Consider the following 15,871-nt stretch of genomic DNA (forward strand, 5'->3'; position numbering starts at 1 on the left):
GCTCCTCCTGTTATTCTTCGTCATAATCGGAAAACTCATTAAACTCGATGGCATCAAGATCGCTGTCATCCGGTTCTTCTTCCTCAGGTTCAACATCCTCGAGCTCCTCGCCTACAAATTCCTGCTCGGTGAAGCCATGATCTCCGAAGGACTCATTCTCATCGCGGTACTTTCTGTCGCCCTCGATGATGTGGCGCAGATCCGTATCGCCGTAATCCACGTTCTCCATAATCTCCACCTCTGTGTTGTCGTCGCGCAGCACGCGGACATCCAGTGCAAGAGATTGAAGCTCCTTTAAGAGCACCTTGAAGGATTCCGGGATTCCAGGCTCCGGTATATTCTCACCTTTGATGATTGCCTCGTAAGTCTTCACACGGCCGACAACATCGTCGGACTTCACAGTCAGGATCTCCTGCAGCGTGTAGGATGCTCCGTACGCCTCAAGAGCCCATACCTCCATCTCTCCGAAACGCTGTCCTCCGAACTGCGCCTTACCTCCCAGCGGCTGCTGTGTGACAAGGGAGTACGGTCCGGTGGAACGCGCGTGGATCTTATCGTCTACCAGGTGATGGAGCTTCAGGTAATGCATGTGTCCGATTGTAACCGGGCTGTCGAAGAACTCTCCGGTACGTCCGTCTCTTAAGCGCACTTTTCCGTCTCTTGAGATCGGCACGCCTTTCCAGAGTTTTCTGTGTTCTCTGTTGTCCGACAGATACTGAAGCACTTCCGGGAGCAGCTCCTCTCCGTGCTTTTTCTCAAATTCTTCCCACTCAAGATTTACATAATCATTCGCCAGGTCGAGAGTGTCCATAATATCCACCTCGTTGGCGCCGTCGAACACCGGTGTGGAGATGTTGAATCCAAGTGCTTTCGCAGCAAGACTCAGGTGGATCTCAAGCACCTGTCCGATATTCATACGGGACGGCACGCCCAGCGGGTTAAGCACGATGTCAAGCGGGCGTCCGTTCGGCAGGAACGGCATATCTTCCACCGGAAGTACACGGGAAACGACACCCTTGTTTCCGTGACGGCCAGCCATCTTGTCGCCGACAGAGATTTTTCTCTTCTGCGCGATGTAGATGCGGACTGCCTGATTCACTCCCGGAGACAGCTCGTCACCGTTTTCTCTTGTGAACACTTTCGCGTCCACGACAATACCATACTCGCCGTGCGGCACCTTCAGGGAAGTATCTCTTACCTCACGTGCCTTTTCACCGAAGATAGCGCGGAGCAGTCTCTCCTCTGCCGTCAGCTCTGTCTCTCCCTTCGGAGTCACCTTTCCGACAAGGATATCCCCTGCCCTTACCTCCGCTCCGATGCGGATAATTCCGCGCTCATCCAGATCCTTGAGCGCATCGTCGCCCACGCCCGGAATATCTCTTGTGATTTCCTCCGGTCCGAGCTTTGTATCTCTTGCCTCTGCCTCATACTCTTCAATATGAACAGAAGTGTAAACGTCATCCTGTACCAGTCTCTCACTTAAGAGAACCGCGTCCTCGTAGTTGTAACCTTCCCAGGTCATGAAGCCGATGAGCGGGTTCTTTCCGAGCGCCATCTCTCCGCCTGATGTGGACGGTCCGTCAGCAATGACATCACCTTTCTTCACGATGTCGCCCTTGTTGACGATCGGCCTCTGGTTGTAGCAGTTGCTCTGGTTGCTTCGCTGGAACTTCGTCAGCTTGTAGGACTTCCTTGTTCCGTCCTCATGGCGGATCACAATCTCAGTGGACGTGGAGCTCTCTACTGTTCCCGCCTCCTCTGCGATTACACACACACCGGAGTCTACGGCTGCCTTCACTTCCATACCTGTTCCGACTACCGGAGCCTCCGTCGTCAGAAGCGGTACGGCCTGGCGCTGCATGTTGGATCCCATAAGAGCACGGTTCGCGTCGTCGTTCTGAAGGAACGGAATCAGCGCCGTAGCCACGGAGAACACCATCTTCGGGGATACGTCCATATAGTCGAATTTATTTCTTTCATACTCCTGCGTCTCTTCGCGGTAACGTCCGGACACGTTCTTATTCACAAAGTGTCCTTCCTCATCCAGAGGCGTATTCGCCTGAGCCACATGGTAATTGTCCTCTTCATCCGCTGTCATATATACAACTTCGTCTGTAACACGCGGATTTGCCGGGTCGCTCTTGTCGACCTTTCTGTACGGTGCTTCAACAAAACCGTACTGATTGATTCTCGCGTAGCATGCGAGAGAGTTGATCAGACCGATGTTCGGACCCTCGGGAGTCTCGATCGGACACATTCTTCCGTAGTGGGAGTAGTGTACGTCGCGGACCTCAAATCCCGCACGGTCTCTTGACAGACCGCCCGGTCCCAGAGCGGAGAGACGTCTCTTGTGCGTCAGCTCGCCCAGCGGGTTGTTCTGATCCATGAACTGGGACAGCTGGGAAGATCCGAAGAACTCTTTTACAGCGGCTGTCACCGGCTTGATGTTAATCAGGGACTGCGGAGAGATTCCCTCCTGGTCCTGTGTAGTCATACGCTCGCGTACAACTCTTTCCAGTCTGGAAAGACCGATTCTGTACTGGTTCTGGAGCAGCTCGCCCACCGCGCGGATACGGCGGTTGCCCAGATGATCGATATCATCGTCATTTCCAATGCCGTACTCAAGATGAATGTTATAGTTAATGGACGCGAAAATATCATCCTTTGTAATATGCTTCGGAATCAGGTCGTGAATGTCGCGTTTGATGAGGCTCTTAAGTTCCTCTATATCACCTGCCGACTCCTCGATAATTCCCGCAAGCACGGGGTAGTATACCTGCTCTGTCACGCCTACTTCCTTCGGGTCCACGTCCACAACTGCCTGCAGGTCTACCATCTTATTGGAAAGAATCTTGATATTTCTGGAAGCATCCTCGCCCTCTACCCAGAGGTAATCTGCAGCAGAGTTCTGGATTGCATCCGCGATCTCTCTTGTAATCTTTGTCCCTTTTTCAGCCACAACTTCACCTGTCAGCGGGCTTACTACGTCCTCTGCGAGAATGCGTCCGGTGACACGGTTTTTCAGCATCAGCTTTTTGTTGAATTTATAGCGTCCGACTTTGGCAAGATCATATCTCCTCGGATCGAAGAACATGCTGTTGATCAGGCTCTCCGCGCTGTCAACCGCGAGCGGCTCTCCCGGACGGATCTTTTTGTACAGCTCTAACAGACCCTCCTGATAATTCTCAGCAGTGTCTTTTCCGAAACTTGCGAGGATCTTCGGCTCTTCTCCGAAAAGCTCAACGATCTCCGCGTTTGTTCCGACGCCGAGCGCACGGATCAGCACTGTAATCGGCACCTTACGCGTTCTGTCTACACGTACATAAAAAACGTCATTGGAATCGGTCTCATACTCAAGCCATGCGCCTCTGTTCGGGATGACTGTCGCCGAATAGAGTTTCTTTCCGAGCTTGTCATGGGCAATGCCATAGTAGATACCCGGAGAACGCACAAGCTGACTTACGATGACACGTTCTGCCCCATTGATGACAAACGTTCCGGTCTTTGTCATCAGAGGAAGATCTCCCATGAAGATTTCATGTTCGTTGATCTCATCGGTCTCTTTATTGTGGAGTCTGACCCTTACTTTTAAGGGCGCCGCATATGTCGCATCGCGTTCCTTACACTCGTCGATCGAATATTTCACATCGTCTTCGCAGAGTGTAAAATCCACAAATTCCAGGCTTAAGTGCCCGCTGTAATCAGCGATCGGGGAAATATCGTCGAACACCTCTTTGAGTCCTTCATCAAGAAACCACTGATAGGAATCTTTCTGAACTTCAATGAGATTGGGCATCTCCAATACTTCCTTCTGCCTGGAATAGCTCATGCGGAAGCTTTTTCCGGTTTTAATGGGACGGATCCTGTTTTTCTCCATTGACGTTTCACTCCTCTTGTTTTTCTATTCAAGACTCGCATCCGCGCATCGCGGCGGAGCATATATCAGACGGGAGCCATCATCCCGCTGAAATAAATATATGAAAAATATATGAAAAGAGCCATGCGACAGTATATATACACCTGATATGGCATACCTTTCCATAATAGTGCATTTTTTACTATATCACAAAGCTCTTTTTATTGTCAACAATTATTTCCTCTTTTTTTCTGATTTTTCTTGACATTTTTCTCATTTTATGATATCATGCGGTCTTATTCGACAACACAAAGGACCGCAGAAGCTCGATCTCTTCCACGGTCCTCCTTTCTTTAACTGTCCGGAATTTCTCCCGGCAGGATCTCAATCACCGCTTAATGGCAATTATTTCAGGTTAACCTCAGCGCCCTGCTCTTCCAGTTTTGCCTTGATCTCCTCAGCCTCAGCCTTGGAAGCACCCTCTTTAACTACCTTCGGAGCGTTGTCAACAAGCTCTTTTGCCTCTTTCAGTCCAAGACCTGTGATCTCGCGAACAACTTTGATAACCTTAACCTTGGAAGCGCCTGCAGATACAAGCTCTACATCAAACTCATCCTTCTCCTCAGCTGCTGCAGCTCCGTCTCCGCCTGCTGCCGCAACTACAACGCCTGCTGCTGCAGATACGCCGAACTCTTCTTCGCAAGCTTTTACAAGCTCGTTTAACTCTAATACTGATAACTCTTTGATCGCTTCGATCATTTCAGCTGTTGTCAATTTAGCCATTTTTCATATCCTCCATTTTGTTTTTAATCATTTTACATCTGTCCTGTCTGCAGGACATAACTTTTTATTAAGAATAAATTATGCGTCTGCTTCCGGAGTTTCTGCCGGAGCTTCTGCTGTCTCTGCCGGTGCGGCTTCTTCAGCCGGAGCAGCCTCGCCGTCTTTCTCAGCAATCTGCTTAATAACACGCGCAAAGTTTGCAATCGGTGACTGCATACTTCCAAGAAGTCTGGAAAGAAGCACTTCTCTTGACGGAATCTTGGAAAGCTCTGTCAGCCCTGCGACGTCGTATACATTTCCCTCTACGACACCGCCTTTAAGCTCAAGCGCCGGAGCGTCTTTTGCAAAGTTGCAAAGGATTCTTGCCGGAGCTGTCGCATCGTCTTTGGAGATCGCGATTGCACTCGGTCCTTCCAGACAGCTCTCAAGGCCTTCACACTCTGTTCCCTCGAAAGCTCTCTTCATCATCGTGTTCTTATATACCTTGTAGACTACGCCTGCTTCTCTGAGCTGTTTACGCAGCTCTGTATCCTGAGCGACTGTAAGTCCGCGGTAATCAACAAGAACGACTGACTGCGCATCTTTGATCTCTTCTGCGATTGCCTGTACGATCGGCTGTTTTAATTCAACTTTTGCCACTTTCTGGTACACCTCCTTATAAATTTTGCTGCAACAGTTCACGGCGTCAGCCGCAGTAAGCACGAAGTGCGGTTTTACGAATGGCGCGGCCTGAACTGTCACAATTGCGTGTACTGCCAAAGTTCAGCAACCCGTTCCGCATCAGCGGTCCGGGAAAAAAAGACCTCTGTGCCGCAAAGACACAGAGGTTCGTAAATTCATACTCTCGTAATAAATCTGACTCTCCTCGGTAGGCGTTTTGATCCTTACGCTTTACAGCACCTACTGTCTTCGGCAGTTGCTAGTATAAGTTAGCACATTTTTTTTGATATGTCAAGCACTTTTTCTTCTGTAATAAATTATTCCCGCTGCTGCCGCTCCTGATACCGCAAGCAGAATCATCACCGGCAGAATGGGGTCATCCCCCGTCTGAACCGCCTTTTCCCCGGTATTCGCATGATTGTTATCCGGCGCCGAAGACTGTTCCTGGTTTGCCGGTTTCTCAGGCGCTGTCGGCTTCTCCGGGTCTGCCGGCTTCTCCGGGTTCACCGGCTCTTCCGGATCTGTCGGCTCTTCTTTATCTTCCAACACAAGGATATAATCGGACGCATGAGTGAACGTCAGCCGCAGATCGCCGTTTTCCTGTACAGTTTCACTGTCAATAGCAGTTGTCTCTCCATTATTATAATAATAGAGAACACCTGTCTCGCCTGCATGACCGCTTCCCACACTGAGAACCAGTTCAGCCGTGAATCCAAAATCTCCGTTATGTACCAGTCTGATCTGCTCCGCCTCGTTTTCGCCTGCAAGGGCTTCCACAACATCTTCCGGAATTACCTGGGCTCTGCGTATTACACAAAGGTCAATATCAGACAGCGCATCATCGGAAATCTGCGTTCCGTTAATCACCCAGCTGTATTCGCCCATATCAAGGACGACATCAATATCTCTTCCTCTTGCAGCCTCCAGAGCCTCTTTGGAGATAACCGCTGTTTCCGTATCTGTGATCACGACAGTATCCCCTTCATCTGCCGCTTCAATCATCTCGGCAATCGGATCCTTATCCGGCTCTACGGGAACTTCCGGTTCTCCTCCTTCTTCATAAACAGGGCTGATTCTAAGATCATAATTTTCTGTCCCGTGATTCGGGTCACTTACAATCTGCCAGTTTTCATCAACCGCCGGCTCGTATATATTGTCTATCTCCCATCCTGTAAAGACTTTCCCGTCATAACTCTGCGCTGTCTCCGGGAATACAAAGCCCAGCTCCTTTAAGGTTGTCCTTCTCTCTACATTTTCATATGTTCCGACACGTCCGCTGCTGACATTTCCCTGTTCATCCACAGTCTCCGCGTAAATATTCACCTGCTTGTAGACGACGGACGCCGTTCCGTTGTCATCTGCCACATAGAAATAATACGGAAACGTCATGTCAAAATTCGAGTCAAACTCCTGGCGCGACGCCCTGTTTCCCGCTTCGTCGTAGACATGTATGTCCGAGCAGTACCATTCGCACGGATATTATAATGAAAAAGGGTGTTTTCTTGTTAACCCCACACGATATCAAACCCCAATCAGGACCTCCTGCTCAATCTCCTTCCCGGTTTCCAAAATACACATCTTCAGGTCTTCAAGCTCTCCCGCATCCATTTTTTCAAGGTTTTCCCTCTTATCCTTCTTCAGGGAAATACCCGCCCCTTCACTGAGTGCCCGTTCAAACTCCTCCCTGTTCATCCTGTATGGCCGAAGCTCGGGGAAAATCTGTTTCCTATTATACAGGAAAATCCGTATCCCGCCCAGATCCATATCTCCCCAGTGGAGATACTGTATCCCCGGCACTGCCACGTCTGTGATCTTCCGCAGAAATTCCGTCTCTTTCGGGGAGAAGAAGCCGTGGCAGTATACGAAAAGAGTGTCATCCCGGTACTGCATGTCCTCGTAATTGGCCTTGTTTTCAATCACAACGACCTTCTTTACCGACGGAAGCGCATACGGCCGCGCGTGTTCCAGTGTCTGCGCGTTAATGACCGTCCCGTACCTGCAGTCCGAGGAGTCAATCACCGTTTCTCCGTCCAGACAGTAACAAAGAGGCCCTTTCCACTCCAGCGTCTGGGAATAGGTAAGTATCCCGTGGGCGCTTAAAACCTCCGTATTCGTCATTCCTTCTACATACAGCGGGGACCGGTCTGTGAGCACTGTGAGCACTCTCGTCTCATACTGCCGCTCGAACAGCTTGGAGTCTCCCAGCACCGATGCGCTGAACACATGGCGCCACATTGGTTTTTCCAATGTGGGGATCGCATTGAGGCAGCGGAAAAACGCGTCATCCTCCATATCCGGATTTCTGACATCCTGTCCCTCCTCAAGCCTTTTCAGAACGCTTCTGTAATACGGCTCCAGGTAAGTTCCCTCTGTCTCTTTCAGCCACACCTGCGTTTTTGCGATATAACGGATCTGGCGCTTTCTCGGATCTTCGATCCCTGCCCGCCGGCACAGCTCAGGCATAATGCTGACCGGGTATTCCAGCTTCACAAGATCCGCGCCGAGATTCCTTTTTTCCGCCTTCAAAAGTCCTGCCTCTTCCAGTTCTTCCACCTGCGCAATAAGAAGCCTCATGCCGCCTGTGGCATCGATCATCCGCTGATCTACTTTCGGGTGCTTCATCCCGGAAAGCCGCCCGGCCCGGTAAGCATCACCGTCAATAGAGCGGATCAGCCACCGGATCAGAGACGGCTCCTCTTTCATCTTCTGCATTTTCTGCATTCACATCCCCGCCTTCGCGATCTGTTCTCTCATTTTCCTCTCCCTCAATCATGCTGAGGTAATCTCCCTTGTCAATATGCATCATGCTGATCTGGTTTTTGAACCTGCGGAACCCGTACACACTGTCCACATTGCGGATCAGCGACTGAAGGCGCTCGTCCGGAACACACACAATAAGCTGAAGCTGAAGTTCCCTCGCATAGCGCAGGCAGACCTCGCTCCTCTCCTTGTCCATTTTGGAAAACGCCTCGTCCAGAAGAACGAGCCGTATCTTGGAATCCCGGTTGCTCTGCTGCATATAAAGCATGGCGAATCCGGCGAGAAGCGCGACGTACTTCGGATTCTGTCCTTCTCCTCCGGAATCCACTCCCGCCATGTCGTCCACATAGTTTTTCCTCTCGTTTCCGTTCTCGTCAACTGACTGCTCATACATGCTGAATGTCAGGTAGTTCCGATAGTCGGCGAACCGCTCCATCTCGAGCTTATGGCGTTCCCGGTTCTGGCTGTCCTCCTCCCGAAGAGGCATGAACTTCTCCGTCAGAAGCTGTATCTTCTGCTCATATTTCCGGAAAAATTCATCCTCCATCAGACTCATCTGTCCGTCAAAACCGCTGTTGTCCACCACTTTGCTGTCCAGCTCCTCCGCCATCAGCATGTCATAAAACTGTCCGTTCTCGTTTTTTGCCGGAAGGATATCAATCTGGTAAATGCTGTCCGAAAACCGGATCTTTGAAAGCATCCGGTTGATCTCTTTTCTGTGCCGGTACGCCGCCCGGATCTCCCCGTGTATCGTGGCGATGACGTTGTCTCTCAGCGAGTGATACACAAGCTCATACTGCTTCCGGAACTCTTCTTTGTATTTCGGCTCAAAGTCTTTTCTGCACTGTTCCAGCACCCTGTCGTAGGCGTCATTTTCGTGTTCCACACCGGTAAACCCATAGGAAGGGTATGCATGGTTAAACCGGTTTCTCGCCATTGCCCTGCTCTCAAACGCCTGTTCCTCCTCCGCGCCGAGCCGCTCCAGCTTCGCCCTCACTTCCTGGCGGTACGCCGCCTCTGTTCTCTTCCGAAGCTCTGCGTCAACTTCCTGAAGCAGCTTCTCATCCGGGACAAATCCCATCCGCAGGATCTCCAGTTTTCCCTCCAGTTCTCCGATCTCCCTCTCTGCCGCCTGACGGACGCTTCCGAGCCGGATCTGTTCGGCCTGAACCTGTTTTGCCTCTTCCTCGCTCCGGGAGATCTCCGCTTCGAGATGTTCCTGTCTCGTTTTGAGTTCTGCGGTCCTTGTCCCATCGGCAAGCTCTCTGATCTCCTCTCTCAGCCGGTCTTCCCTTCTGTAATACTGTTCCAGCTCATCCGCCGCTCCGGCAAGCTTTATGATCTGCCCCGTCTCCTCGTTCAGGCTCTCAAATTTCTGCGCCTCTTTAAGCGCTGCTTCTGTCTGCCGTTCCCCGATCAGCTGCTCCTTCATCCGGTCGATCTCTTCCTCCAGCTCCTTTAACCGCCGCCTGGAAATCTTCGTCCCGATGCAGGCTCCCTTCGTATAGTCCCGCTCTCTTAAATGCCGGAAAATCGAGTTGCTGTAGGAATAGCAGTCCGGTGTAACTCCGTCTCTGACACTGTCTAACTCCTCCACAGTCTCACATTTCCGGATTCTTCCGAGATACCGCTTCAGACACCAGTCCACATAGCCCGTGTCCGTGCGCACTGCCTCATAGAGGGAATCCGGCTCCGCCTTCGGCGACTCTCTCTGAACCGCGGCGCTGTTGATCAGGTCAACTTCCTCGAACCGCTTCATTTTCCGGAAGATCTTCGCCGCATCAATGGCGTAGGCCGGCTCTGTGATCATGCTTCTCTTGATCCTTCCAAGCCGTCCCTCCACTGCGTTCTTCCACTTCTCATCCGTAATGTCGAAAAGATCCGCCAGAATATGTACCTGGATCGTCCTTCCGTAGCGGTCGCTCAGCGCGCTCTGAAGCTGCTGCCGGGCAGCTTTTAAGTCTTTCGGATAAGGTTTCCGGTCGTTCTGCATATCTTCGAGCGCCTCTTCCTTCTCCCGGAGTTCCTTCTCCATCTCTCTTAAGGACGCCCCCAGCTCGGAAAGCTCCTCCGACACATTTTCAAGCGCTGCCTTCAAGTGGCTTTTCAGCTCTTCGCACTTTTCCTCTGTCACCTCTCCGCCGGCAAAATCTCCGATCAGCTGAAGGGCACGGTTACTCACATAATCTGTGGCGGTCTCTTCCTCCTCCCAGCGCTTCAGTCCGTGCAGAATCTGCCGCCACCGGGCGGAATTGTCGGCCAGAAGACGGATCGTGCGTTCCATTTCCTTAAGCTCCTGCTGCTTCTGTCCGTAATCACTGTTTTTAAGCTCCGCTTTCACATCCACCAGATCGCTTCGCAGTTTTTCCAGCTTCTGCTGAATCCCGTTCTGCTTCTGTTCCGCGCTCTCCAGCGCCTTTACGGCGTGTTCCAGATCATCCCTGCGTGACTGAAGCTTCGCTCTGCTTCCTTCGATCTCGATATATTTCAGCACAGTCTCGCCGTGGATCTTATCTGCCCGGATATTCGCAAGCGCAAGGTCAGCCCCGTGAATATCATCCAGAAGCTCCATCCTCTTCTCCAGGTCATCCACCCTCTCCCGGATCTCTCTGTACGCCCCGAGCTGCTCACTGATCACGGCAACGGTGTTTTCTTTGCTCTTCGGGAACATATAGTCCCGGATAAACTGTCCGGTTCCACTGGTCATCTTCAGTGCGATGGCGCTCTTCTCCATCGTAATCATGCGGCCCTGCTCCACATAGCCGAAGATCACGTCATACACCATATTCAGGTATGCCTCCCGGGACGGATAGACCCGGTTCACTTCCCCGTGCCCTCTGTTGTCCACACTTTTGCTGCGCTCCTGGGTAAGTTTCTTAATCTGCGCGATCGTATACGGAATCCCGTCCTTTAAGTATTCGTCCTCCGGAATCCTGCCGGAATGGCTGAAAAAGTTATACCGCTTCAGATCCGCGTCGTTTTTCCCGACTTCAAAGGCAACTCCAATGCATGTGACGATATGGTTTCCCGTATCCTCGATCTCCATCACAATCTGGGAGCAGAAATCGATTCCGCTCCTGTTTGCCGTGCCGTCCTTCTGCGCGCCCCTCAAGTAGCTGAGCACGCTTCTTTTATTCTTGGAATCGTCTGCCGCTTTGTTTAAAAAGCTCTGAGAAACGCTTCCGTAGAGCACGACCTGGATCGCATCCATCACGGTAGATTTTCCCGATCCGCTCTTCCCGCTGAACAGATTCACATGCTCGTGGAGAGTGAGTACCCGGTGGCTGATCCCGCCCCAGTTATTGATCAGAATCCTCGTAAATAATTTCTTCGGCTGTCTCATACATTTCCTCCTCTCCCGGCTCCTCCTGATATTCTTCGATCAGGGCGTTGATATCCCCTGCTGTCAGATAGAGATTAATCGTACTGTAAATATAGATCGGCGTCTCATCCTCCACATCCTTCACCGCTCCCGGAACATCGATAATCTGGTGCGTCCGCATCAGATAGAGCGCCGACTTCCACTCTCCGGAGGTCAGTCTGTCCGCAATCAGATTCGTGTTTTTCCCGTACTCGCGGATCTCTTTTAAATTGGTAAGCGGCGCGTTCAGCCCCTTTCCCATGATCCGGTCGCGGTAAATCATTCTGACAACAAGCAGAATCAGTGTGTTTACCGGATTCAGTTTCTCCACGGGCATCCCCTCTCCGGCCAGCCGGAAGATGTGCTCCTGTGCGTCATGGATAAGCTCGCACCCAAGCACGGACACGTAATCCTCTATAAAGTTCCGGTGTCTGGAACAGATCTCGTACTGAGAATTGTCCCTGGGCGAAAGCGTTGCCGGATCATATTTCACCTGAAGGATGCACGTCTGGCGGAACAGCGCCTGTATCGTCTTTCTCAGCTGGTCCGCCTCTGCAGCCGAGAGCTCTTCCAAGTATGCAAACATTGTATCTTCCTTTCCCTCTCTTCTGTCCTGTTTCCCGTTTCCCGCGGGCGATTTCCTCTGCCCTGCCTCATCTTCTGCGGGTCATTCACTCCGTCCCGCTTCGTCTTTCCCGGTCATTCACTCCGTCCCGCTTCACCTTCTGCAGAGTGTCCGCTTTCCCTGATTTCAAGCCCGGTAAATGTAAACCCTGTCCCGTTCTCCATCTCTTTGCCCAGCCTGATATCCGCCCCGCTCTGCGCGCTCTCGGTCGCTTCCTGCCAGACAAAAAACAGCTTTTCCAGATCTTCCGCAGACTGCACCGTGCGCTCCGTCACTTTGAAGACGCCGTCTTTCTCATTCTTTCTCCGAAATTCCCGGATCTCTTTCTGCGTGTACAGCGGCCTTAGGATAAAGGAATCCATCTCATCCCCCGGCTGCTTTTCTTTTTCCACCGCCCGGGGCGAAAATTCCTCTTTTCTGCCGTCCCTTCTGCGGAACAGGCTGTTCCCGTTCATAATCCGGTACGGAGCACTAAGCGGAAGCCGTTCTGAGAGTGCTTCCAGTATCCGTTCCCGATTCGGGCTTGTCCCGAGCAGATTCACAAGGACAACCGTCCTGTCCTCCTCCCCGGCGCCCTCCTGCATCACATAGCGGATCCGGGCTGCCGCACGGGAAGCAAATATCGTCTTCTGCTCAATCAGCTTGTTATATCTGCGCTCGATCAAATCAAACTGCCGCTCGAGGCCAAACATAATGTCCGCCGCCTCATCGCAGATCCGGCACGCGCGCTCCGCCCGGACACGTGCGGCCTTCTGCCTGTATTCCGCCTCAGGCGGCTGCGCCTTTTCGGCATGTTCCAGTTCAGCGAGCGCCCTCTCCTGCTGCCGCCTGCGCGCGTCATTTTCATCAAGATTCTTCACAAGCAGTTCCTTCACTGCCTCCTTGTAGCGGTAAAAACTGTCTTTTGTTGTGAGAATCGCATATTTGCGGCTGTCACTGTTGTTGATCTCTTTTACAAGGACTTCCTGAATCCCCCTGAAATTCGTCTGATCAGACATCTCGTCAAAATACTCTCTCATGCCGTCCTGCATATTCACCAGCATCTGGACCAGCCTTTTCGAGGCATTCAGCGCACTTTTGAGTATCTCATTATTTTTTTCCTCATCCACACTGTAAGTGTACAGATGGCTGTAGATCGTAAGCACGCTCTCCCTCTCCCGGCTGTCGTTCTCATCCATCAGTCTGGCAAAAAGCTCCACATACATCCGGCTGTATTCCGGGAATGTGACGACATACGCGTTCAGCGTCTCGTCATAGTCCTGTTTGAGCCATCCCCACTCCTCAAAGTGTTTCAGGCACACCTGCGCCATATTGGAACGGGTGAGGAAAACGCCTTCTTCGTCATAATTCTCACTGTCCCAGAGAATAGTCGCCGACGCAACCCTTTCATTGATTACCGCAGTACATTCTCTCTCCGTCAGACCGAGGACAGAATACGACTGGTTCATCTCCTCGTAGATGGCCGTCAGAAAAAGCATATAGTAATCCGTATATTTACTTGCAAACAGTTTATAGAAATCCCGCGGGATTTTTTCCATCAGACTCATATTCACCTCTGCTGAAAAACAGCCGCGCGCAGTGCCGGACAACGGCGCTGCGCGCTCCTTTAGCAAAATATTTTTATAATCCTTCTCAGTGTCAGCGTCTCTTTCTGCTGATATACAGTACCGTTCCGCCGACCGCAGCTGCTCCGGCCGCCAGCATTGCCCACACTGCCGGAAGCACTGCAGGGGACGAATCCCCGGTCCCGGGCGCACTCTTGCCGGAATCAGACGTATTTTTCACATTGTCTTCTCCGTTTCCATCCGGCAGAGTCGGATCCTCTGTCTGGGATCCGTCCGGCTGCGAAGGATCTGTCGTCGGCCCTTCAGGCTCTTCCGGTACTTCCGGTACTTCCGGCTTTTCTGTCTTCTCCGCAAATTCTGCCGCAACTTCCGTCCGGCCTCCAAGAACAAAAGTGTATACTCCGTCTGCCGGTGTTATCTCCGTACCGTTTGCAAAAACATGACTCACCTCATACCCCTCTTCAGGTGTCGGAGTTACGGTTACAGTCTCGCCGATTTTCGCCGCTGTACGGTCAACAGACACGGAACCGTGCTCCGAGTCAATCACAGAGATATGATAATTTACATCTGCTCCAAGCATCTGCGCCACATTCGCTCTTGCATCCGCCCCAAACGCCTGTGCGTCTCCGCCGCCGATCACCGCGCCCACGGTAATCACCGGGACATTTGTATTCACCTCAAAATCTGTCCCCGCCATGTCACGAATTTCCTGATGGAAACCATTGAACAAGTCCACAAACCTGCCGACTGCCGTTTCCTTCTCCTCTGCCGGGAGCGCGTCATAGCAGCTTATCATCTCATTTATGGACATATTAATTATTTCTTCCTGGCTTATATGCAGCACATCCGCGAGAACTTCCAAAATATCATACCTGTGAGGCGTAACCCATTCAGGATATCCCTCCCGCGGCAGCCCCGCAGCCGAATAGTAGTATGCCATATTATCACTGGTCTCCCAGTCAATAAAACTCATCAGATCAACTCCGCTTTCACCGAGCATATCTGCTGTAATCTCACTGGCTATCGTGCCCTGATAAAAAATTCCCGCACCGTCCTCGCCATATTCCGCAGTTCCTCCGGTCAAGCTTCCGCCCACCTGAACCTGCCCCGGTACATCTGTGGAATTAAAAGGCACCAAAATCACAGCGCCGCTTCCCGCAGTTCCATTGCTGCCGTTTGTGCTGCCTCCCTGAATATCTCCTCCAATTGTCACATTTGCACTGTATTCCACCGCAATTCCATCTCCCGCGCGGCTTCCCCATCCTATTTCTGCTTCTACCGACGGGTCTGCCGTCACATTGCCGCCAGTGACACTGCCTCCCACATTTACTGCGGCATCCTCCGCAACAAGGACACCGACTCCGCCGCTTCCATCTGTTCCGTATCCTTCACCACCGGTCACATTCCCTGTCACGGTTACTGCCGAGCTTTGCGACGCATTGATGCCGTTGCCTCCCTCTGAGGCTCCCTCCGGATCGTTCATGTTGCCATATTCGAGATTCCCTTCCTCATCCGGCGCCTGACCTCCTGTTGCAGCAACATTACCGTCCACTGTAACTTTGGATTCTTCTGTTGAAACAATTCCGAAATCCGCGTTTATGTCACCATTCACGGACACCTCCGCAGCGTTCAGTGTCCAGACGCCATAGTCATTCACTGCTGTTATACTCCCGTTCACTTCTGTACTGGAGTTTCCGCGCGCCTCCACGCCCGTACCATCAGACGTAATATCCGTGTTGACGGTGACATCGACATTGCCATCTGTATACAGGGCGGAATTTCCCTCCGTCCCTGTTACACCGCTGTTGATCTCTACAGAACCGCCGCCTGTAAACGCCGCATCCGTCAGCGCAAACCCTTCCCCATTGATAATATAGGTCTGTCCTTCATTTGCAGTCAGTGTGCCCTCAAATGAAATATCCCCTGTCAGCTCAATTGTCACGACTTCATCCTGATCCTGCGCAAATACTTCAAGCAGCTTCTCCCAGGTATCAACCCCTTCCCATGTTGCGGCCGACACCGTGAGCGAAGAAGAAATTGTCAGTACCGCCGCGCACAACGCTGCACCTGCTCTTTTTATTCCTTTAAATTTATTCATTTTCCGTCCCGTTTTCCTTTGATTTTTGGTAACTTATGTCTTGCATAGTAAGTATTATACTACGCGGCATGGTGATAAATCAATATTTAAAAAAATCCCCTCAGACCGGAATCATACGGCCTGAAGGGATTTTTACTGTACTGTTTTCTACTGTCTTTTATGC

At 51.6% G+C, this 15,871-nt stretch carries 9 protein-coding genes and 1 other annotated feature; all 9 genes read right to left on the reverse strand.

Annotated elements, in window-relative coordinates; genetic code table 11:
• Positions 1-10 precede the first annotated feature (10 nt).
• The 9 genes from rpoB to LKD70_RS00760 all read right to left on the reverse strand — a co-directional run bounded on the left by rpoB (position 11) and on the right by LKD70_RS00760 (position 15,708).
• Positions 11-3,877: a DNA-directed RNA polymerase subunit beta gene (gene rpoB, locus LKD70_RS00720; RefSeq protein WP_227706140.1), complete on the reverse strand. Its 3,867-nt coding sequence runs from the start codon at positions 3,875-3,877 to the stop codon at positions 11-13.
• Between the two features lie 384 nt (positions 3,878-4,261).
• Positions 4,262-4,630 (reverse strand): 50S ribosomal protein L7/L12, encoded by a 369-nt coding sequence (gene rplL, locus LKD70_RS00725; protein ID WP_407690875.1) that lies wholly within the window; start codon positions 4,628-4,630, stop codon positions 4,262-4,264.
• A gap of 87 nt (positions 4,631-4,717) precedes the next feature.
• Entirely contained in the window at positions 4,718-5,278 is a 561-nt protein-coding gene (gene rplJ / locus LKD70_RS00730) for a 50S ribosomal protein L10 (RefSeq protein WP_227706142.1), read from the reverse strand.
• 148 nt (positions 5,279-5,426) lie between these two features.
• Positions 5,427-5,570: a sequence feature (ribosomal protein L10 leader region), on the reverse strand.
• 20 nt (positions 5,571-5,590) lie between these two features.
• Entirely contained in the window at positions 5,591-6,688 is a 1,098-nt protein-coding gene (locus tag LKD70_RS00735) for a hypothetical protein (RefSeq protein ID WP_227706143.1), read from the reverse strand.
• A 132-nt stretch (positions 6,689-6,820) separates the two neighbouring features.
• Positions 6,821-8,020 carry a Wadjet anti-phage system protein JetD domain-containing protein gene (locus LKD70_RS00740; protein ID WP_227706144.1) on the reverse strand — a complete coding sequence of 400 codons (1,200 nt, stop codon included), beginning with the start codon at positions 8,018-8,020 and terminating at the stop codon, positions 6,821-6,823.
• A complete protein-coding gene (locus LKD70_RS00745) occupies positions 7,956-11,402 on the reverse strand; it encodes an SbcC/MukB-like Walker B domain-containing protein (RefSeq protein ID WP_227706145.1) in 3,447 nt (1,148 codons plus the stop codon). Before LKD70_RS00745 ends, LKD70_RS00740 begins: the two co-directional genes overlap by 65 nt.
• The gene (locus tag LKD70_RS00750) at positions 11,359-12,006 is read right to left on the reverse strand and encodes a DUF4194 domain-containing protein (RefSeq protein WP_227706146.1); all 648 of its coding nucleotides are present in this window, start codon (positions 12,004-12,006) and stop codon (positions 11,359-11,361) included. Before LKD70_RS00750 ends, LKD70_RS00745 begins: the two co-directional genes overlap by 44 nt.
• A gap of 113 nt (positions 12,007-12,119) precedes the next feature.
• Positions 12,120-13,592, reverse strand: coding sequence for a Wadjet anti-phage system protein JetA family protein (locus LKD70_RS00755; protein WP_227706147.1), 1,473 nt, complete (start codon positions 13,590-13,592; stop codon positions 12,120-12,122).
• A gap of 91 nt (positions 13,593-13,683) precedes the next feature.
• Positions 13,684-15,708, reverse strand: a complete 2,025-nt coding sequence (locus LKD70_RS00760; RefSeq protein ID WP_227706148.1) for an InlB B-repeat-containing protein — start codon at positions 15,706-15,708, stop codon at positions 13,684-13,686.
• Positions 15,709-15,871 lie beyond the last annotated feature (163 nt).

Origin of the sequence: Ruminococcus turbiniformis (assembly GCF_020687545.1) — a bacterium.
GTDB classification, from domain to species: Bacteria; Bacillota; Clostridia; order Lachnospirales; family Lachnospiraceae; genus Mediterraneibacter; species Mediterraneibacter turbiniformis.